The organism is Pseudomonas sp. PDM30, from assembly GCF_019218985.1.
GTDB lineage: Bacteria > Pseudomonadota > Gammaproteobacteria > Pseudomonadales > Pseudomonadaceae > Aquipseudomonas > Aquipseudomonas jessenii.
On record NZ_JAHUWM010000001.1, the window covers coordinates 285,202 to 309,511 of the forward strand.

At 60.5% G+C, this 24,310-nt stretch carries 20 protein-coding genes; 9 read left to right on the top strand and 11 right to left on the bottom strand.

The genetic code is table 11. The features are described 5' to 3' along the window. Positions 1-11: 11 nt before the first annotated feature. A complete protein-coding gene (locus KW840_RS01310) occupies positions 12-1,067 on the top strand; it encodes an ABC transporter ATP-binding protein (protein WP_057713479.1) in 1,056 nt (351 codons plus the stop codon). A 131-nt stretch (positions 1,068-1,198) separates the two neighbouring features. Here KW840_RS01310 and KW840_RS01315 read toward each other — a convergent pair whose 3' ends face one another. After that, positions 1,199-2,128 carry an AraC family transcriptional regulator gene (locus KW840_RS01315; protein WP_090457485.1) on the bottom strand — a complete coding sequence of 310 codons (930 nt, stop codon included), beginning with the start codon at positions 2,126-2,128 and terminating at the stop codon, positions 1,199-1,201. Between the two features lie 339 nt (positions 2,129-2,467). Here KW840_RS01315 and KW840_RS01320 point away from each other — a divergent pair, with 339 nt between their 5' ends. Together KW840_RS01320 and KW840_RS01325 are read left to right on the top strand one after the other, a co-directional pair. Beyond that, on the top strand, positions 2,468-2,821 hold the full coding sequence (locus KW840_RS01320; RefSeq protein ID WP_057713481.1) for a putative quinol monooxygenase: 354 nt from the start codon (positions 2,468-2,470) through the stop codon (positions 2,819-2,821). Between the two features lie 41 nt (positions 2,822-2,862). After that, positions 2,863-3,093, top strand: coding sequence for a hypothetical protein (locus KW840_RS01325; protein ID WP_057713482.1), 231 nt, complete (start codon positions 2,863-2,865; stop codon positions 3,091-3,093). Here KW840_RS01325 and KW840_RS01330 read toward each other — a convergent pair whose 3' ends face one another. From KW840_RS01330 to KW840_RS01355, 6 genes are all read right to left on the bottom strand, one after another. Beyond that, complete coding sequence (locus KW840_RS01330; protein WP_090457482.1) at positions 3,094-3,723, bottom strand: flavin reductase family protein; 630 nt, start codon at positions 3,721-3,723, stop codon at positions 3,094-3,096. It abuts the gene before it with no gap. Positions 3,724-3,917: 194 nt separating this feature from the next. Next, positions 3,918-4,151: a hypothetical protein gene (locus KW840_RS01335; protein ID WP_057713484.1), complete on the bottom strand. Its 234-nt coding sequence runs from the start codon at positions 4,149-4,151 to the stop codon at positions 3,918-3,920. 442 nt (positions 4,152-4,593) lie between these two features. Continuing rightward, entirely contained in the window at positions 4,594-5,913 is a 1,320-nt protein-coding gene (locus KW840_RS01340; protein ID WP_154947098.1) for an MFS transporter, read from the bottom strand. A 298-nt stretch (positions 5,914-6,211) separates the two neighbouring features. Further along, complete coding sequence (locus KW840_RS01345) at positions 6,212-7,546, bottom strand: sigma-54 dependent transcriptional regulator (RefSeq protein WP_218494277.1); 1,335 nt, start codon at positions 7,544-7,546, stop codon at positions 6,212-6,214. Further along, positions 7,540-9,306 (bottom strand): ATP-binding protein, encoded by a 1,767-nt coding sequence (locus KW840_RS01350; protein ID WP_218494278.1) that lies wholly within the window; start codon positions 9,304-9,306, stop codon positions 7,540-7,542. The genes KW840_RS01345 and KW840_RS01350 overlap by 7 nt, the downstream gene beginning before the upstream one ends. 228 nt (positions 9,307-9,534) lie before the next feature. Then, on the bottom strand, positions 9,535-11,058 hold the full coding sequence (locus tag KW840_RS01355; protein WP_090457475.1) for a fumarate hydratase: 1,524 nt from the start codon (positions 11,056-11,058) through the stop codon (positions 9,535-9,537). A gap of 508 nt (positions 11,059-11,566) precedes the next feature. Between KW840_RS01355 and KW840_RS01360 the strand changes: the two genes are divergently transcribed. Genes KW840_RS01360 through KW840_RS01370 form a run of 3 tightly spaced genes read left to right on the top strand, consistent with a single transcriptional unit; the run spans position 11,567 to position 14,380 of the window. Beyond that, positions 11,567-12,673, top strand: coding sequence for a GGDEF domain-containing protein (locus KW840_RS01360; RefSeq protein ID WP_057713488.1), 1,107 nt, complete (start codon positions 11,567-11,569; stop codon positions 12,671-12,673). Then, entirely contained in the window at positions 12,666-13,601 is a 936-nt protein-coding gene (locus KW840_RS01365) for an iron-sulfur-binding ferredoxin reductase (protein WP_090457474.1), read from the top strand. Before KW840_RS01360 ends, KW840_RS01365 begins: the two co-directional genes overlap by 8 nt. A 29-nt stretch (positions 13,602-13,630) precedes the next feature. Next, a complete protein-coding gene (locus KW840_RS01370) occupies positions 13,631-14,380 on the top strand; it encodes an enoyl-CoA hydratase-related protein (protein WP_090457472.1) in 750 nt (249 codons plus the stop codon). Between the two features lie 189 nt (positions 14,381-14,569). Here the strand turns inward: KW840_RS01370 and pyk are convergent, their stop codons facing one another. Then, positions 14,570-16,021: a pyruvate kinase gene (gene pyk / locus KW840_RS01375; RefSeq protein WP_007978464.1), complete on the bottom strand. Its 1,452-nt coding sequence runs from the start codon at positions 16,019-16,021 to the stop codon at positions 14,570-14,572. Between the two features lie 208 nt (positions 16,022-16,229). On the opposite strand from pyk, the gene KW840_RS01380 reads away from it, so the two are divergent. Then, the gene (locus KW840_RS01380; RefSeq protein ID WP_057713491.1) at positions 16,230-16,613 is read left to right on the top strand and encodes a tol-pal system YbgF family protein; all 384 of its coding nucleotides are present in this window, start codon (positions 16,230-16,232) and stop codon (positions 16,611-16,613) included. 235 nt (positions 16,614-16,848) lie between these two features. Continuing rightward, positions 16,849-17,208 carry a PilZ domain-containing protein gene (locus KW840_RS01385; protein ID WP_057713492.1) on the top strand — a complete coding sequence of 120 codons (360 nt, stop codon included), beginning with the start codon at positions 16,849-16,851 and terminating at the stop codon, positions 17,206-17,208. 37 nt (positions 17,209-17,245) lie between these two features. On the opposite strand, the gene KW840_RS01390 is transcribed toward KW840_RS01385, so the two are convergent. Together KW840_RS01390 and KW840_RS01395 are read right to left on the bottom strand one after the other, a co-directional pair. After that, positions 17,246-18,574, bottom strand: coding sequence for a DUF58 domain-containing protein (locus KW840_RS01390; RefSeq protein ID WP_218494279.1), 1,329 nt, complete (start codon positions 18,572-18,574; stop codon positions 17,246-17,248). Further along, positions 18,571-19,572 carry a MoxR family ATPase gene (locus KW840_RS01395; protein WP_150813322.1) on the bottom strand — a complete coding sequence of 334 codons (1,002 nt, stop codon included), beginning with the start codon at positions 19,570-19,572 and terminating at the stop codon, positions 18,571-18,573. The genes KW840_RS01390 and KW840_RS01395 overlap by 4 nt, the downstream gene beginning before the upstream one ends. Positions 19,573-20,469: 897 nt before the next feature. Here KW840_RS01395 and KW840_RS01400 point away from each other — a divergent pair. Continuing rightward, positions 20,470-22,980 (top strand): bifunctional diguanylate cyclase/phosphodiesterase, encoded by a 2,511-nt coding sequence (locus tag KW840_RS01400; protein ID WP_218494280.1) that lies wholly within the window; start codon positions 20,470-20,472, stop codon positions 22,978-22,980. 172 nt (positions 22,981-23,152) lie between these two features. On the opposite strand, the gene KW840_RS01405 is transcribed toward KW840_RS01400, so the two are convergent. Beyond that, on the bottom strand, positions 23,153-24,280 hold the full coding sequence (locus tag KW840_RS01405; protein WP_218494503.1) for a DUF4350 domain-containing protein: 1,128 nt from the start codon (positions 24,278-24,280) through the stop codon (positions 23,153-23,155). Positions 24,281-24,310: the final 30 nt, after the last annotated feature.

Below are 24,310 nucleotides of genomic sequence, written 5' to 3' on the forward strand. Positions count from 1 at the left end.
AGGTGATTCTTATGTCTGGTCTGATTCTGGAAAACGTCGAGAAACATTACGGCTCGGCCTGCGCGGTAAAGGATGTAAACCTGCATTTGCCCGAGGGCAAACTGGTGTGTTTCCTCGGTCCTTCGGGCTGTGGCAAAACCACCTTGCTGCGCATGATTGCCGGGCTGGAAACCCTGAGCGGTGGCGAGATTCGCCTGGACGGTGAGGACATCGGCCACACCCCGGCGCATCTGCGTAATTTCGGCATGGTGTTCCAGTCGCTCGCGCTGTTCCCGCACATGACGGTGGGGGAGAACATCGCCTATCCGCTGAAACTGCGTGGCGTCAGCAAGGCTGACCAGCAGGCGCGGGTGGTGGAATTGCTGGAACTGATCCAGCTGCAAGCGATGATCAATCGTCCGGTGGCCAAGCTGTCCGGCGGCCAACGCCAGCGCGTGGCGATTGCCCGGGCGATTGCCAATCACCCGAAAATCCTCCTGCTCGACGAACCTCTGTCAGCGCTGGATGCCAAGCTGCGCGAGTCGATGCAGGTGGAAATCCGCCAACTGCAACAACGCCTGAACATCACCACCATCATGGTGACCCACGACCAGCGCGAGGCCATGACCATGGCCGATATCGTGGTCGTATTGGGTGAGCACAAGGTGCAGCAGGTGGGCACGCCGATCGAGATCTATCGTCACCCGGCCAACGAGTTCGTCGCGGACTTCATCGGCTCGGGCAACATCTTCCCGGCCACGGTGCTGGGTAACGGCAAGGTCAGTTTGCCGGGCGGCGATGCGCTGCAAGTACCGATCTGCAGCAGCATCGTGGTCGGTGAAAAGGTGAAGATGCTGATTCGCCCGGAAGACCTGCAACTGTCCGCACCCCAGGCGACCGCGGGCAACCGCTTGCTGGGCAAGGTGACGTTCGTGCGCGATATCGGCGCGACCATCGAGACCACGGTGGAGTGTTCCGGGGTGTCGTTTACAGCGTTGAGCACGCCATGTCAGGGCTTTGGCCTGAGCGTTGGTCATCCGGTGTCGGTGACCTTGCCGGTGGAGGCATGCCGGGTACTGGGCGCCTGATCCGGATTTGATGTTGGCCTCGCTGGCCTCATCGCGAGCAAGCTCGCTCCCACACTGGATCGGTGTACACCGGACCCTGTGGGAGCGAGCTTGCTCGCGATGGGGTCGGCACAACCAACACAAATTCTGGATCAGACTGACAACCGCAATCGCGCCAGATCCCGCAATGGCGGCGCCCCGAACAACCGGCTGTACTCCCGGCTGAACTGCGACGGACTCTCATACCCGACCCGATACCCCGCCGCCGAAGCCTCCAGCCCTTCGGCGAGCATCAGCCGCCGTGCTTCCTGCAGGCGCAACTGCTTCTGATACTGCAACGGACTCATCGCCGTCATCGCCTTGAAGCGGTGATGCAGCGTCGACACGCTCAGGTTCACTTCCTTGGCCAATTCATCAATGCGCAACGGCTGTTCGAAATTGCCGTTGAGCCATTTGATCGCCTGGCTGATGCGATGGCTCTGACTGTTGGCGATGGCGATTTCGTACAGCCGATGCCCCTGTTTACTGCGCAACAGGCGATAGAGGATCTCCCGGCGAATCAGCGGCGCGAGCATGGCGATGTCTTTTGGCGTGTCCAGTAACCGTGCCAGGCGCAGCACGGCGTCGAGCATCGCGGTGTCGAGTTTTTCGACATAGAGCCCGCGCCCGGTCGGCCGGGTGGGCACGCCGAGGGGGCCGGCGTCAGCGATCAGTGCGGTGATTTCCGTCGGGTCGATGTCCAAGCGCAAGGCCAGGATCGGTTCCTCAGGCGAGACATCCACCACTCGTCCACTGAGCGGCATCGAGACCGAGACCACCAGGTAGTTCAGCGGGTCGTAGTTGAAGTATTCGTTGGCCAGCTGAACTTCCTTGCGCCCCTGGGCCATGATGCACAGCGCCGGTTGCGCGAGCACCGGGGCGAACTCGTGGGACTGGCTGTGGCGGGACATGAACAGCGAGCCGATGGCCGTGGCATAACTGCCATCTTCGGCGGTGTTGCGGCGGATGATGGCCGCCAGTTCCGCGCGCTGCTTTTCCATGTCGGTGTCCAGCGGGGCTTGAAAGTGATCGAGCGACGACATGCGAGGCATCCTCGGCAAGGCATGAAGGGAGTGGTGCAGAGCATAAGTTTGTGCAAGCGACAGCGGTAGACACATCCTGCCGGATGCTTGCCTGATTCTGCCTGGGGGCGACCGGCGGTGTAGCCAATAGAGCCTTGTGCCGCAAGAACTTGCTTGAAACTCGTATGGCAGAACCGTGACAGGGTTTTACAGCTTGTTACAGGCTGGCGATGAAGTTTCGCAGGATTGTGCAACGCGCCGGCAGGAATCGACTAACGAGACAGGCGTCGCGGCCCTTAACCTTTGATCCTGTCGCAGCCCGTCCCCCGGCTGCCACGCGACTCCCCGGGAGGGTTGAACATGTCCACGCAGATCCCCGTCAGTCATATGGCCTTCGTTCGAGCGCGCGCCGGGCGCTCGGAGGAACTCGGTGTGCGCCTCAGCGCCCTGATCGAACCGTCCCGCGCAGCGCCAGGCTGCCTGAGCTTTGCCTTGCAGCATTCGCAATGCGATCCGGAGCTGTGGCTGGTGTCCGGTTTCTGGAGCAATCAACAGGCCATGACCGCGTACTTCAGCACGCCGGCGATGGAGATTTTTGCCGAGCTGGTGCAGGAGCTGGTGGTCAACAGTCTGGATTTCCACACCTTCAAGGATGTCTCGGCGGCGCAGGCCCTGGGGCAGTCCGCAGTGGCGGTACACAAACTGGCCGGTTGAGGGTTTAATGACGGCATTCTCAACCAGCCAGGATTCGCGACATGGCACGTAAAGCCTTTGAACACTTCGAAGCTGTTTCCGCTGTAGTACCGGGCGAGGGTGGTTACCACGCCGCTATCGCCGTCAAAGCGCTGGGTGGTTCCGGCGCCCCGCGTTTTCACAAGGTGCTGGAAGGGCAGATCTTCAAGACCGCCCATGACGCCGACCTGGCAGCGGCCAAAGAGCTGACCCACCTCAAGGACGTCAAAGAAGACACCGACCTGCTCTGGTGATCACTTCACCGCCCCCGGGCGGTACATCTTGAACAACGCCTCAGGCCCCAGCTGGAAGTAATCCGCCGGCCCGCCGCCGCGCAGAATCGGTTCTGCCGCGGCGGTGTCGTATACCCCGTCCTTCAACAGCCATTTGGCGATATGCACGGCGACCACTTCGCCGAGGATCAGCCAGCTCGGCACCACGTTGCCGTCCGCCCGTTGCAACTGAATGATCTGCGTGACCTTGCACTCGAAGGACACCGGGCTCTCTGCCACCCGTGGCACCTGAATGACCTTCGAGGCAGCGGTCGTCAGCCCGGCCAGTTCGAATTCGTTGACCTCAGGCCCGACCATGGCGCAGCTCTGGTTCATCTGCTCGGCCAGCGGCCGCGTGGCCAGGTTCCAGGCGAACTCGCCGGTCTGTTCGATGTTGTTCAGGCTGTCTTTGCGCCCGACGCTGGAAAACCCAATGATCGGCGGAATGTAGTTGAAGGCATTGAAGAAACTGTAGGGCGCCAGGTTCAGGTGGCCCTCGGCATCCTGTGAAGAGATCCAGCCAATGGGGCGCGGGCCGACGATAGCGTTGAACGGATCGTGGGGCAGGCCGTGGCCGTTGGCGGGTTCGTAGAAGTGGATGTCGTCAGGCATTGGAGAGAATTTCCGGAGCGGGCTGGAGGCGCTCATGGTGCAAGCACGCGCCGCAGATTTCCAGCCCGACCTCACCCCCTGTAGGAGCGAGCTTGCTCGCGATGGTCGTTAACGATTACGCGTGTTCCCTGGCTGAACGCGGCGGGCTTGAGTCCATCGCGAGCAAGCTCGCTCCTACAGGTTTTGAAGCCGGATCAGCCGATAGCTTCAGCGCTACCGGTTTTGTCGAAACCGTCGGCAGCGATAGCGTCCGCGGTGCCGGTTTTATCGAAGCCGTCAGAAGCATAGGTGCCCGAGTGGCTGCGTTCGATGGCGGCGCTGGCGCCGGAGCCGTAAGAGGCCGAGCCGGTTTTGTCGTAGCCATCGGCGGCGAACGTGTTGGCGGCCAGTACGGAAAGGGCCAGGGCAAGGATCAGTTTGGTCTTCATGGTAGTGACTCCCGTCTCGTTGGCGTTTAGTGGAAAAAGCCAAGACGCCAGATATATCGATTAAATTTCGCAATTAAATCCTGCTACCTATCGATTAATTGGATGTTAAGGCCGTCAGGCTTTTTCGCTTTCAAGGACTGAGTGAGCGCATCGCAATGAATCGATCAGGCCGTTAAAGGTTGGGCGGCGAGCATTAACGCGTGATTAATCGGCTCTTTTACCTGGATGACGGATTTTTCATGAAGCCCTTGTCCATTTTTCAGTGTGGCATCGCCGAGCCTGGGTTTGGCTGTCATGACTATGCTGGCTTGATACCGAGTCGGCTCCATTCGCGAGCAAGCCCGCTCCCACATTTAACCGGGTTGTTCCAGAAGGAACGCGGTCGAATGTGGGAGCGGGCTTGCTCGCGAAGAGGCCGGTACAGCCAGCTTCGATCTATCTGTCAGTCAGTGACGATCCGCGAATGCTTGCGGGTGTCTTTCATGGTGATGTACACCAGCAACGACACGGCAATACACGCGGTGACGTACCAGTAGTAACCCGTCTCCATGCCAATGCTCTTGAACCACAGCGCGATGTATTCGGCGGTGCCGCCGAAGATCGATACGGTCAGTGCGTACGGCAGGCCCACGCCCAGGGCGCGGATTTCGGTCGGGAACAGTTCGGCTTTCACCACGGCGTTGATCGAGGTGTAGCCGCTGACGATGATCAGCGCCGCCATGATCAGGAAGAACGCACCCCACCAGGTCGTAATGGTGTGCAGGGTGGTCAGGATCGGTACGGTGAACAGCGTGCCCAGGATGCCGAAGGCAATCAGGATCGGCCGACGACCGATTTTATCCGACAGCCCGCCGATGATCGGTTGCAGGCACATGAACAGGAACAGCGTGGCAGCGGAAATGGTGGTGGAGTCGGAAATGCTCATGCCGACGGTATTCACCAGGTATTTCTGCATGTAGGTAGTGTAGGTGTAGAACGCCAGCGTACCGCCCATGGTCAGGCCGACCACGGTCATCAATTCCTTGGGGTGGCGCATCAAGGTGCGCATCGCGCTTTCCTTGGCTTTTTCTTTCTTGGTGAAAGACTCGGTTTCTTCCATGCCACGACGCAGGTACAGCGCAACCACGGCACACAGCGCGCCGATGGCGAACGGGATGCGCCAGCCCCAGGCGTAGAGCTCCTCGGTGGTCAGGAAGTTCTGCAGGACAATCAGCACCGCCAAAGCGATGAGCTGGCCGGAAATCAGGGTCACGTACTGGAAGCTGGAGTAGAAGCCGCGACGCTCCTTGGTCGCCATCTCGCTGAGGTAAGTGGCGGAGGTGCCGTATTCGCCACCCACCGACAGGCCTTGCAGCAAGCGCGCGAACACCAGCAGGATCGGCGCACCGATGCCGATGACTTCATAACTCGGGCTCAGGGCAATCAGCAGCGAGCCGAAGCACATCAGGTACACCGAGGCCATCAGGGCCTTTTTGCGCCCGACCTTGTCGGCATACAGACCCATCAGCCAGCCACCGATCGGACGCATCAGGAAGCCCACGGCGAAGATCGCGGCGGTGTTGAGCAGTTGGGCGGTGGTGTCGCCTTTGGGGAAGAAGGTCTTGGCGAAGTACAGGGAGAAGGCGGCGTAGACGTACCAGTCGTACCACTCGACCATGTTGCCAACGGAACCGCTGAAGATCGACTTGATGCGGCTGGAAGTGGTTCTTTCTTTGGCCGGCGTGGCAGCCGACCCAAGCGGCAGGGAGTTGGAGTTATCCATTGAAGGATCCTTCATTTAATTGTTTTTGTGGAGCGCGATGAAACGCAGCCTGCCAGGGCTATAGCAGGAGCTGTGCCAACGGGGAGAGGGCCGGTTTAGAGGGGGCAGAGTGTTTCAGTGAGCGGAAATCCGCTTATTCGTGGCAGGTGATGGGCGGAAAATTGCTTACGGTTTGGTTGGTTGCTTTGCCTGTACAGGCCCCATCGCGAGCAAGCTCGCTCCCACAATGTTTGGCGTACACAGATCCACTGTGGGAGCGAGCTTGCTCGCGATGGGGCCAGGGCAGACACCACAAAAATCAGGCCTCGGGCAAAAACATCTCCCGGCTCAACCCATGCCGCTGCATCTTTTCATTGAAGGTTCGGCGCGGCAGTTGCAGTTCTTCGAGCACCGCTTTCACGTCGCCCTTGTGCCGGGTCAATGCCGCACGCAGGCATTGCGCTTCGAACGCTTCCTGCTGAGCCGCCAGTGACTGGCCGGGCTCGATGCCCAAGGGCTCCGGTTCACCGAGCCCCAATACCTGACGCTCGGCGACATTCGCCAATTCGCGCACGTTGCCTGGCCAGTCGTGGCTCAGCAGGTGACTCAACTGGGCGCCGCTCAACGGTGGAAATTTGCGTCCCAGGCGTTCGGCGGCGTTTTGGGCAAAGGATTCGAACAACAGGGGTATGTCTTCACGACGTTCGCGCAAGGGCGGCAGGCGTAGCTCAGCGACGTTCAAGCGATAGGCCAGGTCTTCGCGAAAACGTCCGGCCCGCGCTTCGTCGAGCAGGTCCGGCTTGGTCGCGGCAATGATGCGCAAATCCACGCGGATACTCTGGTTCGAGCCCAGCCGTTCAAGCTTTTGCTCCTGCAACACCCGCAGCAGTTTCACCTGCTGGGCCAACGGCATGCTTTCGATTTCATCGAGAAACAGTGTGCCGCCGTCGGCGTACTCGAGCTTGCCGATGCGCTTGCCGGACGCCCCGGTGAACGCGCCGCTCTCGTGGCCGAACAGCTCGGCCTCGAACAATTGCTCGGGGATGGCCGCGCAGTTGAGTGCGACAAAGGGCTTGTCGGCCCGCGGCCCGAAGTCGTGCAGGCAACGCGCGACCAGTTCCTTGCCGCTACCGGTTTCGCCGCGAATCAGCACGTTGACCGGCAGTGCTGCCAGGTCCAAAACTTGCCGACGCAGGGTCTGCAGACCCCGAGACACGCCGAGCAGCGTGGCATCCAGTTTGGCGCGGTTGTCCGCCTGTTCGTGCAGTGCGCGGTTTTCCAGCACCAGCCGGCGTTTGTCGAGGGCGCGGCGCAGGCTGCCGAGCAGGGTTTCCGGGCTGAAGGGTTTTTCGAGGAAATCGTAGGCACCGTCGCGCATGGCTTCGACGGCCATCGGTACATCGCCGTGACCGGTCAGCAGGATCACCGGCAAATCGGCATCCCGGCGCTGCACCTCGGCCAGCAGTTCGAGGCCGGTCATGCCGGGCATGCGCACATCGCTGAGAATCACCCCGGCAAAATGCCTGGGCAATTGCGCCAGGTATTCATCGGCGCGACTGAACAACTGCACCTCGAAACCCGACAGACTCAACCATTGCTCGACGGCACTGCGGATGCTGCTTTCGTCATCGACCACGATCACTGAGTTCAGCATGGTTCATGCACCTCCAGGTCGATGGGCAAGGTCACGGTGAACACGGCACCTTTGTCATGATTGTCGGCACTCAAGCGCCCGCCGGATTCGTGAACGATGGCAAACGATACGGCCAAACCGATCCCCAGGCCATCGCCCACCGGTTTGGTGGTGAAGAACGGATCGAAGACCTTGGACAGGTTCTCTTCGGCGATACCGCCGCCGTTGTCGATCACACTCAGGCGCCATAGTTGTTCGTCGGCTTCGAGGCGGATTTCCAGGCGTTTGCAGGGCTTGTCCTGCATTGCATCGAGGGCATTGCGCAGCAGATTGATCAGCACCTGTTCCAGGCGAATCGCATCGCCACGCACCCAGGCCGGGCGGGTCAGATGCAGTACGGTGCTGACCTGTTCGTCGCGCAGCCGGGTGTCGAGCAGTTGCAGCGACTGATCCACCACCGCCGCCAGGTCCAGGCGTTCGCGCAAACCGCTGGGGCTCTTGCGGGCGAAGGTTTTCAGGTGGCCGGTGAGGGCCGCCATGCGGGTGAGCATTTCATCCACCGGCTTGAGCGCCTTGTAGGCGTCGTCGACGCGGCCGTTGTCGAGCAGCAGGCGCAAGGTCGCCAGCTGCATGCGCTGGGCGGTGAGCGGCTGGTTGATCTCATGGGCCAGGGCGGCGGACATCTGCCCCAGCGCAGCGAGTTTGGCCGACTGCACCAGACCTTCCTGGGCGGTGCGCAGGTCGCGGGTACGCTCTTCTACAAGCTGTTCGAGTTCTTCGCGACTGCGCTGACGCAGTTTGGCCAAGCGCCAGCGCTGGTTGAGAAACAGCAGCAGGAACACCATGGTCAGCCATAGCCCGGCCGCGGCGAGGGCAGCATTGCGGCTGTCTTCGAAGGCGACTTGTGGGCGCCGCAGCAGGTGCAGGGTCCAGCCCTCGGTATTCAGCGGCAGGGATTCCCACAGGTAATCCGCCTTGCCGTCGGGGCCGTCGACCCGAGCCAGGTCACTGTTATCGTCGAAGCGCCGCAACGATTGAAATTCAAGCGGCGTCAGCGGCTGCTTGTCGTACTGGCGGGTGGTCTTGAGTTCGGCATGATCGCTGTCGCTCAGCGGCTTGAGCAGGCGATAGCGCCAGCCCGGCTGGTTGGCGATGAAGATTATTCCACGTGCGTCGCTGACCAGCAGTGTGTCGCTGCCCTGGCGCCACTCGCGTTCCAGTTCGGGGAACTCCAGTTTCACCACCATGGCGCCGAGGAACTGGCCATCGTCATCGCTGACCGCGCTGGAGAGGAAGTAGCCGGGAATTCCGCTGGTCACCCCCACGGCGTAAAAGCGCCCGGTGCCCTGGGTGCGGGTCTGGTTGAAATAGGGACGGAAGCCGTAGTTGTGGCCGACATAACTGCTGGGCAAACGCCAGTTGCTCGCCGCTACGGCGAGGCCGGTGTGATCGAGCAGTTCCAGGGTCGATGATTGGGCGGCACCGTTGATTTTTTCCAGTTTGCGGTTCAATGCGTCCTGCTGTTCGGAACTGACCTTGCCCTTGAGCGCCGAGCGCAGCTCCGGGTCCAGCGCCAGCACCGCGGGCAGGGCGCGGTAACGTTCGATCAGGGTATGCAGGGACGTGGCATACAGCGCCAGTTGCTGATTGGCGCGAGCCGCGTCTTCGACCATTGACTGGCGCACGGTGTGGCGCATGGCCAGGGTGGCCGCGATGGCAGCACCGGCAATGATCAATACGGTATAGAGCGCCAGGCGCAGGGATCGAGATGACTCAAACATGCAGGGCTTACACAAGGAATACGGAGGGGTCGCACGATAACATGAGCGACTTGGCCCTTGTAGGAGCGAGCCTGCTCGCGATGGAAGTCAACGATAACGCGGGGCACCATTCAGCCCGTGTCGTCCATGCGTCGTTCGCGAGCGGGCTCGCTCCTGCAGGGGTATGGCTTGGCAATAAAAAAGGCGACAGGGATAACCCTGTCGCCTTTTCTGGAGCAGTCCAAGCGCTTACTGCACTTCTACCGCCAGGCTTTCACTGATCTTTTTCTGCCAGATGGCAGGACCGGTGATGTGTACCGACTCACCTTTGCTGTCGACGGCAACAGTCACAGGCATGTCTTTCACGTCGAACTCGTAGATCGCTTCCATGCCCAGTTCGGCGAAAGCCACCACGCGGGATTTCTTGATCGCTTGCGCTACAAGGTAAGCCGCGCCGCCGACTGCCATCAGGTAGACGGCTTTGTGGTCCTTGATCGCGTCGATTGCGGTCGGGCCGCGCTCGGATTTGCCGATCATGCCCAGCAGGCCGGTTTGGTCGAGGATCTGACGGGTGAACTTGTCCATCCGCGTGGCGGTGGTAGGACCGGCCGGGCCAACCACTTCGTCACCGACCGGATCGACCGGGCCGACGTAGTAGATGAAGCGACCCTTGAGGTCCACCGGCAGGGTTTCTCCCTTGTTCAGCATCTCGACCATGCGCTTGTGCGCAGCGTCGCGGCCGGTGAGCATCTTGCCGTTGAGCAGGACGGTTTCGCCCGGCTTCCAGCTCTGCACTTCTTCCGGGGTCAGGGTGTCGAGGTTGACACGACGGGCCGACGGGCCGGCTTCCCAGACGATTTCCGGGTAGGCGTCCAGCGGTGGCGCTTCCAGCGAAGCAGGGCCGGAACCGTCGAGCACGAAGTGTGCGTGACGGGTGGCGGCGCAGTTCGGGATCATGCACACCGGCAGCGAAGCGGCGTGAGTCGGGTAGTCCATGATCTTCACGTCGAGCACGGTGGTCAGGCCACCCAGGCCCTGGGCGCCGATGCCCAGTTGGTTGACCTTCTCGAACAGCTCCAGGCGCATTTCTTCAATGCGGTTCTGTGGGCCGCGGGCCTTCAGCTCGTGAATGTCGATGGATTCCATCAACACTTCCTTGGCCATGACGGCAGCTTTCTCGGCGGTGCCGCCGATGCCGATGCCGAGCATGCCCGGTGGGCACCAGCCGGCGCCCATTTCCGGAACTGTCTTGAGCACCCAGTCGACGATCGAGTCGGACGGGTTGAGCATGGCCATCTTCGACTTGTTCTCGGAGCCGCCGCCCTTGGCTGCCACGTCCACTTCCACGGTGTTACCCGGAACGATGGAGTAGTGGATGACCGCCGGGGTGTTGTCCTTGGTGTTCTTGCGAGCGCCCGCCGGGTCGGCGAGGATCGAAGCACGCAGGACGTTTTCCGGCAGGTTGTAGGCGCGACGTACGCCTTCGTTGATCATGTCGTCCAGGCCCATGGTGGCGCCATCCCAGCGCACGTCCATGCCGACACGCACGAACACGGTGACGATACCGGTGTCCTGGCAGATCGGGCGGTGGCCGGTGGCGCACATGCGCGAGTTGATCAGGATCTGTGCCATCGAGTCGCGGGCCGCTGGCGATTCTTCGCGCAGGTAGGCCTCGTGCATCGCCTGGATGAAATCCACGGGGTGGTAGTAGGAAATGAACTGCAGGGCGTCGGCAACGCTCTGAATCAGGTCGTCTTGCTTGATCACGGTCATGAGTCGCGCTCCTCTAAAAGACGGGAACATTCAATAAGGTGCTTGCAGCTTGGGTGCATCGGTCGGTTGCAAGCACCTTTCAAGGCACGCCGGGCAAGCTGGCGCGACGCTAAAAAGGCGCGGCAGTATACCGCGCCTCGCGGACAGGCACACGCGCCGGCAGTCAATCGTTGGTCGCATAGAAGCAGCTGCAAGCGGCAAGTTTGAAGCTGCAAGAGGAGTACGTGGCTTTTGTGGCGAGGGGGCTTGCCCCCGTTCGGTTGCGAAGCAGCCGCATAACCGGTGAAAACAATCCGCCTGACACAACGACCTGTCTGTTACCGGGACTGCTCCGCAGTCCAACGGGGCGATGCGGCGGTCCGACAAGCCCCCTCGCCACAGGGTCGCGCAAGGCTCGACCGTCGATCCCGAAAATTGAATGGTCATTTATCGGCCACGCCACTAAAGTGACATTCGGTCTGTAGAGTAGGACGCTCTGTCAGTCTCCTTTCATTTGGTGAATCAACGATTGACCCAAAACGCCATCCAGCGCCTGTTGCTCAAACGTTTCGCCCTCGCGGCCGGCACCTATGCCCTGGCATTGCTGTTGCTGTGGCTGGCGTTTTTTACCGGTCACTACAACGCGCCGCTTTCCAGTGTCGCCATCGGCAGCGCACTGGTAGTGATCAGTCAGGCCATCCTGTTCGCGGTGTTCTACAGCGGCTGCAACCTGCGTTTCGCCGACCCCAGCCTGACCGAGGCACAAGTGTTGCTGGGGCTGGGTTGGCAAACCTGGCTGATTGCCCATCTGGACGAAGCCCGGGGCGCGTTTCTGGTGTTTTACGTGCTGATCCTGCTGTTCGGCCTGTTCCATCTGTCTCGCCGGTCTTTAGTACGATGCGCGCTGCTGGTGTTTTTGAGTTTCAGTGCGATCACGCTGTGGGAGGGCTACCACTTCCAGCTGCCTGACCCGGCCATGGCGGTGTTGCAGGTCTGTGTGCTGTTCATCGTGCTGGTGTGGCTGGTGCTGTATGCCCGCTATGTCCAGGCCTCGCGACAACGCATGCGCCAGCGGCGTTTTGCCTTGCAGGCGCACCAGGACACGTTGCGCGGGATGATGCGCCAGCTCGAAGACCTGGTGGCCACCGACGAGCTCACGGGCCTGTTCAATCGTCGGCATTTCCTGCGCCTGGCGTCACGCGAGCTGAACGCCATGGACGCCGGTGTCGTGCATGGCCTGGCACTGATCGACCTCGACCATTTCAAACGCATCAACGACCTGCACGGTCATGCTGCCGGCGATCAGGTGCTGCAAGCCTTTGCCGGCGTTGCCAGCGCGTGCCTGCGTGACGGTGACGTACTGGCTCGCTACGGTGGCGAAGAGTTCGTGGTGCTGCTGCCCGATTGCGATGCCGACAGTCTGACTTCGTGCTGCGAACGGCTGCGCATCGCGTTCACCGATGTCGAGCTGATTGGTCTGAATGTACGCAACCTCAGCCTGTCCGCCGGCATGACCCTGCTGGAATTGGGTGACGACCTCGATGATGCGTTGCAGCAGGCCGATCAGGCGCTCTATCGCGCCAAGCGTGACGGCCGCAACCGATGCGCGGCAGCGTGGGAGAACGTCGATGCCTGAGCTGCGGGTCGGCGAGCGCCATTGGTCGGTGGCGGCGGGCAGCAATCTGCTCGATGCACTGAATCAGAACGGTGTGCCAGTGCCTTACAGTTGCCGCGCCGGCAGTTGTCATGCGTGCCTGGTGCAGTGTGTGCGGGGCCTGCCGAACGACAGCCGCCCCGATGCCTTGAGTGCACAGCAGCGTGAACAAGGCTGGCGGCTGGCGTGCCAGTGCCAGGTGGTCGAGGACTTGCAGGTGCACGCCTTCGACCCGCAAACCGATGGTCATCCGGCCGAAGTCGCGGCGGTCGATTGGCTGACTACCACGGTGCTGCGCTTGCGGGTAATCCCCCAGCGACCGTTGCGTTATAGCGCCGGGCAGCACCTGGTGTTGTGGGCGGGCAGCGTGGCGCGGCCGTATTCCCTCGCCAGCCTGCCGCAGGAAGACCGTTTTCTGGAGTTTCATCTCGATTGCCGCACGCCCGGGGAATTCAGCGATGCCGCCAGGCAAATGCGCATCGGCGATCCGATCCGTCTCGGTGAACTGCGCGGCGGTGCCTTGCATTATGACCCTGACTGGCACGCTCGGCCGTTGTGGTTAATGGCGGCCGGCACCGGATTGGGGCCATTGTTTGGTGTCTTGCGCGAAGCATTGCGCCAGGATCATCAAGGCAGCATCCGCGTCATCCACCTGGCCCATGATGCCGATGAGCACTACCTGGCCAAACCCCTGCAAGCCATGGCAACCAGCCGTCCGAACCTGAGTGTCGAACTGTGGACCCCGGCCGAGTTGCCAGCGGCTTTGGCGCAACTGCGGCTTGTTTCCCGGCAAACCCTGGCCTTACTCTGCGGAGGCCCCGACAGTGTCGACGCCTTTGCCCGGCGTCTGTACCTGGCGGGATTGCCGCGCAATCAACTGCTGGCCGATGTGTTCCTGCCCCGTGGTTGAGCGCTGACTCTTCAGACGCGAGACCTGCCATGACCGATGCTATCCAAGTTGAACGCGAACGCGGCCTGTTGACCCTGCGCCTGAATCGCCCGGACAAGAAAAACGCCCTGACCCGCGCCATGTACAGCCACTTGGCCGAGACGCTGAAACAGGCCGACAGCGACCCCAATATCAACGCCGTGTTGATCACCGGCTCTGCCGAATGCTTCACCGCCGGCAACGACATCGCCGATTTCATCCAGCAACCGCCGAACAGCCTCGACAGTCCGGTGTTCCATTTCATGCTCAACTTGCTCGAATGCCGAAAACCGGTGGTCGCCGCCGTGGCCGGAGCGGCGGTGGGCATTGGTACGACCATGTTGCTGCATTGCGACCTGGTCTACGTCAGCCGCGACGCCCGCCTGCGCATGCCGTTCGTCAACCTTGGTCTTTGCCCGGAGTTCGGCTCCAGCCTGATCCTGCCGCGTCTGCTCGGGCAGGCCAAGGCGGCGGAGTTGTTGCTGCTCGGTGAAGGTTTCAATGGGGAGCAGGCTGCCGCGTGGGGTATTGCGTCCGAAGCCTTGGGCAGTGGCGAAGAAACCTTGGCCAGGGCGCGGGAGATGGCGTTGCGATTCGAGTCGCTGCCGCCGGAAGCAGTGCGTATCAGCAAGCAATTGATGAAAGCGCCGGACCGGGAGCTGTTGCGCAAGGTGATTGAAGAGGAGGGTGCGTTGTTTACCCAGCGGCTGCGGTCGCCGGAGGCGTTGGCGGCGTTGACGGGGTTCATCAAGCGGCATTGAATCTTTCGCTGACTGGGCCGGCCCCATCGCGAGCAAGCTCGCTCCCACAGTAGATTTGTGTACACCAAACCATTGTGGGAGCGAGCTTGCTCGCGATGAGGCCAGCCTGAACAACACAACTATCGGATCAGAATGCAAAAAGCCCCGCCATTCACATGGCGGGGCTTTTGTTTTTCAGCAGCCGGTCACTCAGACCATCGGATCGCCAACATGCAGGATCTTCATGCCGTTGGTGCCACCGGTAGTGTGGTAGCTGTCGCCTTTGGTCAGGATGACCCAGTCGCCTTTCTGTACCACGCCGCGCTTGACCAGCTCGTCGATAGCCTTCTGGCTGACTTCGTTCGGCGCCAGCGAAGCCGGGTCGAACGGGATGGTGTACACGCCACGGAACATTGCCGCGCGAGCCTGGGCTTCGCGGTGCGGGGTGAACGCGTAGATCGGCACCGAGGAGCGGATGCGCGACATGATCAGCGGGGTGTAGCCACTTTCGGTCAAGGCGATGATCGCCTTCACGCCCGGGAAGTGGTTGGCGGTGTACATGGTCGCCAGCGCGATGCTTTCGTCGCAGCGCTGGAATTCCTTGCCGATGCGGTGGCTGGAGGTCTTGCTGGTCGGGTGCTTTTCGGCACCGACGCAGATACGCGCCATGGCCTGAACGGCTTCCAGCGGGTACAGGCCAGCGGCGCTTTCGGCCGAGAGCATCACGGCATCGGTGTAGTCGAGCACGGCGTTGGCTACGTCGGACACTTCGGCGCGGGTCGGCATCGGGTTCTGGATCATCGACTCCATCATCTGGGTCGCCACGATCACCGCCTTGTTGTGGCGGCGTGCATGCAGAATGATTTTCTTCTGGATGCCCACCAGCTCGGCATCGCCGATTTCCACACCCAGGTCACCACGGGCAACCATCACCGCGTCGGACGCCTTGATCAGGCCGTCGAGGGTTTCGTCGTCGGCCACGGCTTCGGCGCGTTCGATCTTCGCCACCAGCCAGGCAGTGCCGCCGGCCTCGTCGCGCAGTTGACGGGCGTACTCCATGTCGGCGGCGTCACGCGGGAAGGATACCGCGAGGTAGTCGACTTCCATTTCCGCGGCGAGCTTGATGTCGGCCTTGTCTTTTTCAGTCAGGGCCGGAGCGGTCAGGCCGCCACCGCGACGGTTGATGCCTTTGTGGTCGGACAGCGGGCCGCCGATGGTCACGGTGCAGTTCAGTTCGGTGGCGGTGGCGGTATCGACGCGCATCACCACGCGACCGTCGTCGAGCAGCAGCTCGTCGCCCACACCGCAGTCCTTGACCAGGTCCGGGTAGTCGATGCCGACCACTTGCTGGTTGCCTTCGGTCAGAGGATGGCTGGTGGAGAAGGTGAATTGATCACCGATCTTCAGCTCGATCTTCTTGTTGGCGAATTTGGCGATACGGATTTTCGGGCCTTGCAGGTCACCCAGCAGGGCGACGAAGCGGCCGTGCTTGGCAGCGAGGTCACGCACCAGCTTCGCGCGAGCCTTGTGCTCGTCGGGGGTGCCGTGGGAGAAGTTCAGGCGGGCGACGTCCAGGCCAGCCAGAATCAGCTGTTCGAGAACTTCCGGCGAGTTACTGGCCGGGCCAAGGGTGGCGACGATTTTGGTACGACGGACGGACATGCAAAGACTCCTGAGTTCAAGCGCTGAGTGAGGCTACTATGCTCCGAAGGTGTAGTCATTGTTCGTATGCACTACTTTTCGTGAAGAGCTTGGTTTTTTCGAAGAACCTGGTTATTGCCTTCTTTATAGAACCGCGCAACTTTGCATCCGGCAGCCTGAAGATTTCCGACCATGGGTCGATACAGCGTTCATGACAGGAGATTTTCCCATGCGTTGCGTACTCATTGCCGCCCTTGCCATCAGCGCCCTCAGCGTCACGGGCTGCACCCGTTGGTCGATGAACCATCATTTGAACAATGCCTACAAAGCCTATGACCGGGGCAATTGCGAGCAAGTCATGCTTGAACTGTCCAAGGTCGAGCGCGAAAGCCGGGCGCGACCTTATGTGTGGCCGGAAGCATCGATGATGCGCGGCCTTTGCCTGGAACGGCAGAAGATGTTTGTCGATGCGGCGCAGACGTATCAGTTCATCATCGCCTCGTACCCACAGAGCGAATACGCCTACCGCGCCCGAGCCCGTCTGGAAACCCTGCAAAGCCTGGGTCACTACCCGTTGCGCAGTGCCGCCGCGACAAAATCCACGCAGTTCTGACGGCCGCAACCCTCTGATCGCTGGCTCCCCGCCGGTGGTGAGCTATAGTCCAGGGAACCGGTTTTAGAGCGCTGTCTTTGATGAACCGGGGCAACACCTGTGACCGGTACAAGCAAGACTCTGCGCTACAAGGACTGGCGCACCGGAAGCGGGGAGAGCGGGCAAAGACTTATGCATACCCGTTCCGAAGCAGTAGTGCGGCTCTGCTTAAGAGCCTTGCATAGCGAAATTGCACATGTTCACTGACCGCCGAATCGAGCGGCATCAACTGCCGTACTTCCTGAAAGTGTTCAACGGCATCACCGGCAAACCCATCGGCTACCTGGGCAATGTCTCCGAAGACGGGCTGATGTTGATCAGCCAGCTGCCGATGATGATCGGCGCGGACTTCAGCCTGCGCCTGAAAATTCCCGCCAGCGAAGGTGGTCTGCGAATCATCGACCTGCAGGCCTGTTGCCTGTGGTGCCACGAAGACGCGACCCCCCAACATTTCGACGCCGGGTTCAGCCTGCAACGGGCACCGCCGGAGTATGGGCAACTGGTAGAGGCGTTGAAGCAGTATTTCAGTTTTCTGCCGCTGCCGGCTTCGGCGTGAGATCAATGGGAACTTGGCTGTGAGTGATTGCCCAGGCTCAGAGTCCGGTTCTCTTCCAGCCCAGGTACCGAGTCACCAACTCTGCTCCCAACTCACCAGGCCGCGCATCCATCACCAATACGCCATGAGCGTTCAAGCGCTCATGGAGTTCGGCGCGTGCATTCAGGTAGTCCACGGTCCCGCAATAGGCCAGCGCTTCGGGCAAAGTCTGCACCGGTGACTGACGCAGGGAGTCGAGCACGTCTTCGCGCAGGCTCGCGACCAGCACCTGATGCTGCTGGCTCAGGCGGTGGACGGCCGGCAGCAATTCATCGTCGTCCTCTTCGCGCAGGTTGGTCACCAGCACCACCAGTGCCCGGCGTTTTTGCCGTGCCAGCAGTTGCGTGGCCGCGGCTTGATAGTCGGCGCTGCGTTGGCTGCTGTTCAAGTCATAGACAGTGTTGAGCAGGGTGTTGAGATGGCTGGTGCCTTTTACCGGCGCGAGGTAGCGCGCCTGTTCGCTGGCAAAAGTACTCAGGCCCACGGCGTCGCCCTGACGTAGAGCGACGTAGCTGAGCAACAAACAGGCGTTGAGGGCGTGATCGAAGTGCGACAGCTCATCATCCTGGCTGCGCATGTGCCGGCCGCAGTCGAGCATGAAAATGATTTGCTGATCGCGTTCGTCCTGATATTCGCGGGCAATCGGCGTGCGCTGGCGCGCGGTGGCTTTCCAGTCGATCTGGCGCAGGCTGTCGCCCTCGCGAAATTCGCGCAATTGATGGAATTCCAGGCCCAGGCCCCTCCGTTGTTTCTGGCGGACGCCAAGCTGGCTGAGCCAGTTGTCCACCGCCAGTAATTGCCCTTCATAGAGACGGGCGAAGTCGGGGTAGACGCGGGTGGCGTCGGGCAGGTCGAGCAAGCGTTTTTGCGACCAGAGCCCCAAGGGGCTTGGCAGGTTGATTTCGCAGTGTTCGAAGCTGAAGTGGCCGCGCTTGAGCGGGCGCAGGCGATAACCGGCCAGGCTGTGCTGGCCGGGTTGCAGCTCGACCGTCAGCGGCAGGTTTTCGAAACTCAGGCCCGGTGGCACATGGTCGAAGACTTGTACCTTCAGCGGTTGCGCAAAGTCGTGTTCGACCGTCAGTTGCACCTCGCTCCATCGACCCAGCGCCAGGCTGCCGGGTATCTGGCGTTTCAGCCGGGGCGACGGCAGGCGCTTCACGCACACCGCATCCAGCAGTGCCAGCGTCAGCAGCGCCAGCAGCAACCCCCAGTTGATCGCCATGAGATTCGTCGGAACCGAGACCTCCAATGCCACCAAAGTGCCCGACACAATGGTGCAGGCCAGCAGGATCAACAGCCAGACGAGCACCAGGCGCGAGGGTTTCACAGGCGCGGCGCCGGCACTTGGTCGAGCAACTGCTGGAGCACCTGATCGACATCCAGACCCTCGATATCCAGCTCCGGCGCGATGCGCACACGATGGCGCAGCACGGCCAGGGCGCAGCCTTTGATGTCATCCGGAATCACGAACTCACCGCCGCGCAGCAGCGCCCGGGCCCGGGCACATCGCACCAGCGCGATGGATGCGCGTGGGCCGGCGCCGAGGATCAAGCCCGGCCAGTTGCGGGTGGATCGGGCCAGGCGCACGGCGTAATCGAGCACCTGGTCGTCCAGTGCCAGGTCGCTGGCGATGCGTTGCAGGGCCAGTACATCCCTGGCCTGCAATAACGTGCGCATCGGTTGAACGTCGAGCATGTCGGCCCGGGTCGAGCGGCTGACCTGACGCACCATGTCCAGCTCTTGCTCGGCGTCGGGGTAATCCATGCGCACCTTGAGCATGAAGCGGTCCAGTTCAGCCTCCGGCAGGGGGTAAGTGCCTTCCTGTTCGATCGGGTTTTGCGTGGCGAGCACCATGAACGGTTGCGCAATCGGCAATGGACGGCCTTCGAGGGTGACTTGCCGTTCCTGCATGGCTTCGAGCAGCGCCGCCTGGGTTTTCGCCGGGGCGCGGTTGATTTCGTCGGCCAACAACAGGTTGGTGAACAGCGGGCCTTTGCGCAGTTTGAATTGCTCGGTCTGCAAGTCATACACGGCATGCCCGGTGACATCGCTGGGCATCAGGTCCGGGGTGAACTGGATGCGTGCGAACTCGCCGCCGAAGCAGCGGGCGAGGGCGCGCACCAACAGGGTCTTGCCCAAACCCGGCACGCCTTCGAGCAGCACGTGGCCGCCGGCGATCAGTGCCGTCAGGACGTCGTCGATCACGCTGTCCTGGCCAATCACCGCTTTTTGCAGTTCTTTGCGTACGGCCTGGGCCAGATGGCCGGCACGCTGACGCTGTTGAGCGGCATGGCTCGGTGCGTCGGGCTCGATCGGTTGACTCACGACTTCCGGAGCCTTGTTAACAGTTACATTTGTTTTATCTTCCATAAGTCAGTCACTTATCTAATCTAACTTTTTTCACGTATTTTTTTACGCGTGGAACGAGTGAGTGACTGCCAATCTGCCTCATTGCAAACCCATGGCAACCCTTCATTTGAGCGTTCGTCAGAGGTGGAGGTTAGTCTATGACGGTCAACTGCCGACATTACCTGCCTTGCTTGGGAGAATTTGGTTCGATGAGTGAATCAAACGCTGCTGTCAGGTCTGCACGATAAGGTGCAGTAAAGCCTTGCCGTGTCGCGGCAGTCATTCGGCCATCCCGGAACCAAGGGTGATGCGAGCGAAAAGCATGGCTGGAGCTGCTAGAAACGTATCTGCCGCACCGGTATCAGGCGGCAACGGCGCATGTCGTAGATAGCAGGGACGGGTTCAGCCAGTGACAATTTCACAGCAGAGCAAGCCTGCAACACTCCTTCTGCCTACACAGAATTTAGCTGTGTTGCATCGACCGGTTGAATCCACAGCCGAAAGCTGCCGACCGTCAAGGGCTGCTACCGACCTGGAGCAGTCGGCGAACAGAATAATGGCAAATTAGTGGCTATGCTTGGTCTGCTGTCGAAGCTGATCAGGCAGTCCGGCAGGCTGCGCGGAAATGACCCGCAACGTGCCCTGTGTAACCCGACTATTCTGCATGAAGCATCCAGTTCAGGGGCGCAAATGCGCAACGACACTCGGGAGCTTCGCTCACGAAAACCAGCGTGAATCCAGAACAAAGAAAAAATTTGGCTAATGCTACGTGCGGTGTGTTCTCAGGTTCAGGTGGCGGCACAAAAGGTCAATTGGTTTCCGAATACCGCTTCTATTGGTCAATTTAGAAGGATTATGTTTGGAGATTGTGAAATGGATTTTTTCAGGAATAAAACCGCCGCAAAGCAAGCCATACCCACCAGTTCAAATAAGCCGCGCTCGACCAAATGGCACCGCATGTACTTTTTTCTTGCGGGATTCGACGTGCTGGTTGTTGTGCTGAGCGTGCTATTGAATCACCTGATCGTCGATACCTATCACCGCTCCATCAAGGCAAACCAGTCGTGGGTCCAACAGCTGTCGAGCTATTCAACGCTGGGCAGCCTGGCTTCCACAGTCAATGCGCCGGGCAATAATGTGTTCGATACACATAATGTTGAAGCCGAATCGCGGAACATGAATGAAGCCTTGCGCGCCTTCAACGAGCATTTGGCAATGGCCAAAAAACAGTTGGAAGTACGGATCGCCAATGAGGCTGAACACAGTGCAGATATACAGGCCTTTACCCTTGCATTGAAGGATGAGGTGGGTGCAGTTGATGCCGCGATGGTCGAAATGGTGAACGAGGCCTTGCTGATCTTTTCCTACTTCAGGGAGGGGCAGTCGGACAATGCCGGCAAACGCATGGCAACGATGGACAGGAAGTTTGCCCTGTTGCTCGCCTCACTCAGTACCGTGCGGGATCGCGTTGGTCTGATTCAAAGCAAGCTCCTGGAGGAGGAGCTTGAGTCGGTCGAAGAACTGCGCCGGGTCGAATACGCGATCATGGTGTTCGTGCTACTGATGGTCAGTGCGGCCGTTATCTACGGGGGCAAGATCAGGCGCGAAATGGAGTCGCAAGCAGCCGAAAGGGAAGGTTATCTGGCAGTGCTGCGCGAAAGCGAGAAGCAGGCCCGCCAGCAAGCATCGCTGCTGGACAAGGCCCAGGACGCCATTGTCGTTCACGGGATGGATAACCGCATCCTGTACTGGAACAAAAGTGCCGAGCGTCTCTACGGTCTGTCAAAGGAAGAGGCGCTCGGCAAATCGGCACAGGAGTTGATCTACCAGGGTAGCGCCGCTTTCAATGCGGCCACTGACAGCCTGATAGAAACGGGTGACTGGGCGGACGAAGTTACACTTCGACGCCGGGATGGCTGCACCATCACGCTCGAAAGTCATCGAACCCTGGTGCGAGACGATGATGGCCAGCCGCAATCCGTTCTGTCGATCAATACTGACATCACCCACCGTAAGACCGCTGAGCAAGAGGTCCAGCGTTTGGCCTTCTACGATCAGTTGACCGGGCTGGCCAACAGGCGGCTCATGTTGGACCGGTTACAGCATCTGCTGGCGGGCAGCGCCCGTAGCCTGCATACGAACGGGATAATTCTCATTGACCTGGATAACTTCAAGGCACTGAACGACACGCTGGGGCATGACAGAGGCGACATGTTGCTGCAGCAAGTTGCTCTGCGCCTTTGCGGCTGCATACGCGAGAGCGACACCGTGGCTCGCCTGGGCGGAGACGAATTCGTCGTCCTGCTGGATGGCCTTAATGAGAATCCTCCAGAAGCAGCTATCCAGGCCAAGGCTATTGGCGAAAAGATTCTCAACTCTCTGAACATTTCCTACCAGTTGGATGGATATGAGCACCACAGCACCCCCAGCCTCGGCATTGCGCTGTTCCAGGGGCAACTGAGCACAGCGGACGATATTCTGAAGCGCGCTGACCTGGCGATGTATCGCGCCAAGGCGGCGGGCCGCAATACCATGCGCTTCTTCGATCCGGAAATGCAGGCGGTTGCCACGGCACGCGCCAGACTGGAAGTAGACTTGCGCCAAGGCTTGCAGGACAACGAATTCCTTCTTCATTACCAGCCGCAGGTGAATAGTGAGGGCCGTATCATTGGCGCAGAGGCACTGATGAGATGGCAGAATCCTGAGCGCGGAGTCGTGTTTCCAGGCGAGTTCATTCCATTGGCAGAGGAAACGGGGTTGATTCTGCCGTTAGGCCGTTGGGCGCTGCAGGCAGCCTGCACTCAGCTGGTTGCCTGGACAAAGCGTTCGGAAACCGCCCGACTGGGTATGGCTGTGAATGTCAGCGCCCGCCAGTTTCACCATCCGGACTTCGTCGAGGAGGTACTGCAAGTACTGAGATACACGGGGGCCGATCCGAAGAAATTGAAACTGGAACTGACCGAAGGCCTGCTGATAGAGGATATGGAAGGTACTGTCGCCAAAATGATCGAGTTGAAAGCGATCGGCATAGGCCTTTCGCTGGATGATTTCGGAACCGGCTACTCGTCACTGTCATACCTGAAGAGCCTTCCGCTGGATCAACTCAAGATCGATCAGTCCTTCATCAGAGATGTGCTGGTTGATCCCAACGACGCCGCCATCGCCTGCGCGATTGTGAGCCTGAGCCAGATATTGGGGCTTTCGGTGATTGCAGAAGGTGTGGAGACAGAAGCTCAGCGCATCTTTTTGGTCAAGCATGGCTGCCAGACCTATCAGGGCTTCCTGTTTTCCCCGCCACTGCCAGCCGAACAATTTGAGGAGTATGTTCACGAAAGATTAATGGCGAGCACTGATTTCCCACGGACCAAGACTAAATCGCCATAACTTCGTAGGTGCCTGGGAACGTCCGCTTTCGACTATGGATTCAACCCAATGCGGACGATGAGAGGTCGACTCAAATGTGGCTCGCACCCGCAACTGCCGGAGGTAGCCTCGAACAGCTCGTAAGGGGCTGTCTTCTAATCCAATGGGAATCCAACACTTGTCAGGTGCCAGATCATAAGGCGTTCCTCAAGGTTTGCAGGTGGGCGACCTGGCGGCTGAATTCAACGCTGGAAAGCCGTTGTTTCGGCCGCGGGCTCATGGCCTGGCTGATGGCGCGTGTGGGTTGGCCGGTCAGGCGCGCGAGCACCAGCCATTGTTCGGCAACGCCGAGCTGTTCAAAACCGGGGTGACGACGCCGTACACGCCGCAGGATGTCTTGCTGCAAGGCTTGCAGCAGGCCGGCCTGACCGTTGCGGTGCAACAGGAAGTCGGCACTGGCGCGCAGGTGCTCCTGCAATTGCCGGCGTGCTTTCGGAGCCGCTTCCAGCAGCGGTCCCTGGCGCACGCCAAAGTGCCAGAAACCCAGGCCGATCAAGGCGAACAACGCGACCAGCGCCTGGGGGAAGTAACGCAGCAGCAACGTCAGCAGGCTGTCGTGATCGGTGTTGAAGATCAGCGTCACGCGGGTGTCGGCGGTCAGGTACCAGAGCAGCCAGGCGTTGTCGTACCGGTCGATGGCCGGGGTTTTCCACAGGTCGGCATCGGTGACCACGATGATCGAACCGAGCCCGTGGTTGAGTTGCATCATGTGCGTGGCCCTGGCGCTGTTGGCCCAGGCCAGGGCGAGGTTTTTCGGGTCTTCGAGATGGAACGCGGTATCGAAACCGGCATAGGCCGGGGTGTCTTCGTCTTCCAGATAGAGCTTGGTCAGTTGCGGGTACGGATCTTCACCGACATCCGGCGGTGGGTCCTTGAGGTCTTTGCTCAAGGACTGGTGCAGTTGCACCCGGTCGAGCAGCAGGTCATTGCTATGGCCGAGTTTTTCATCCCACAGCGACTCGGCGACGAACAGAAGCCGCCCGCCGGCCCGGGTCCAGTTCATCACCTGGTCGATCTGCCGTGGGGTCATGTTGTAGCGTTCCCCGAGCAATAGCAGGCTGTGTTGATGCGGGTCGAGGCTGGGCAGGATATCAAGGCCGTTGGCGTGGCCGACCTTCAGGCCTTGCTTGCGCAGGAACAACTCGGCCGCCAGATAAGGATTGGCATTGGCTTCGGGGGAGGGGCCGTGATCGATTTCGGTCTGGTAGGGAGTCGCCTTGAGGTACAGATAAACACTCAACGCAGCCAGCAACACGGCCATCAACGCACCGGCTATCGAACCCCGGCGCCG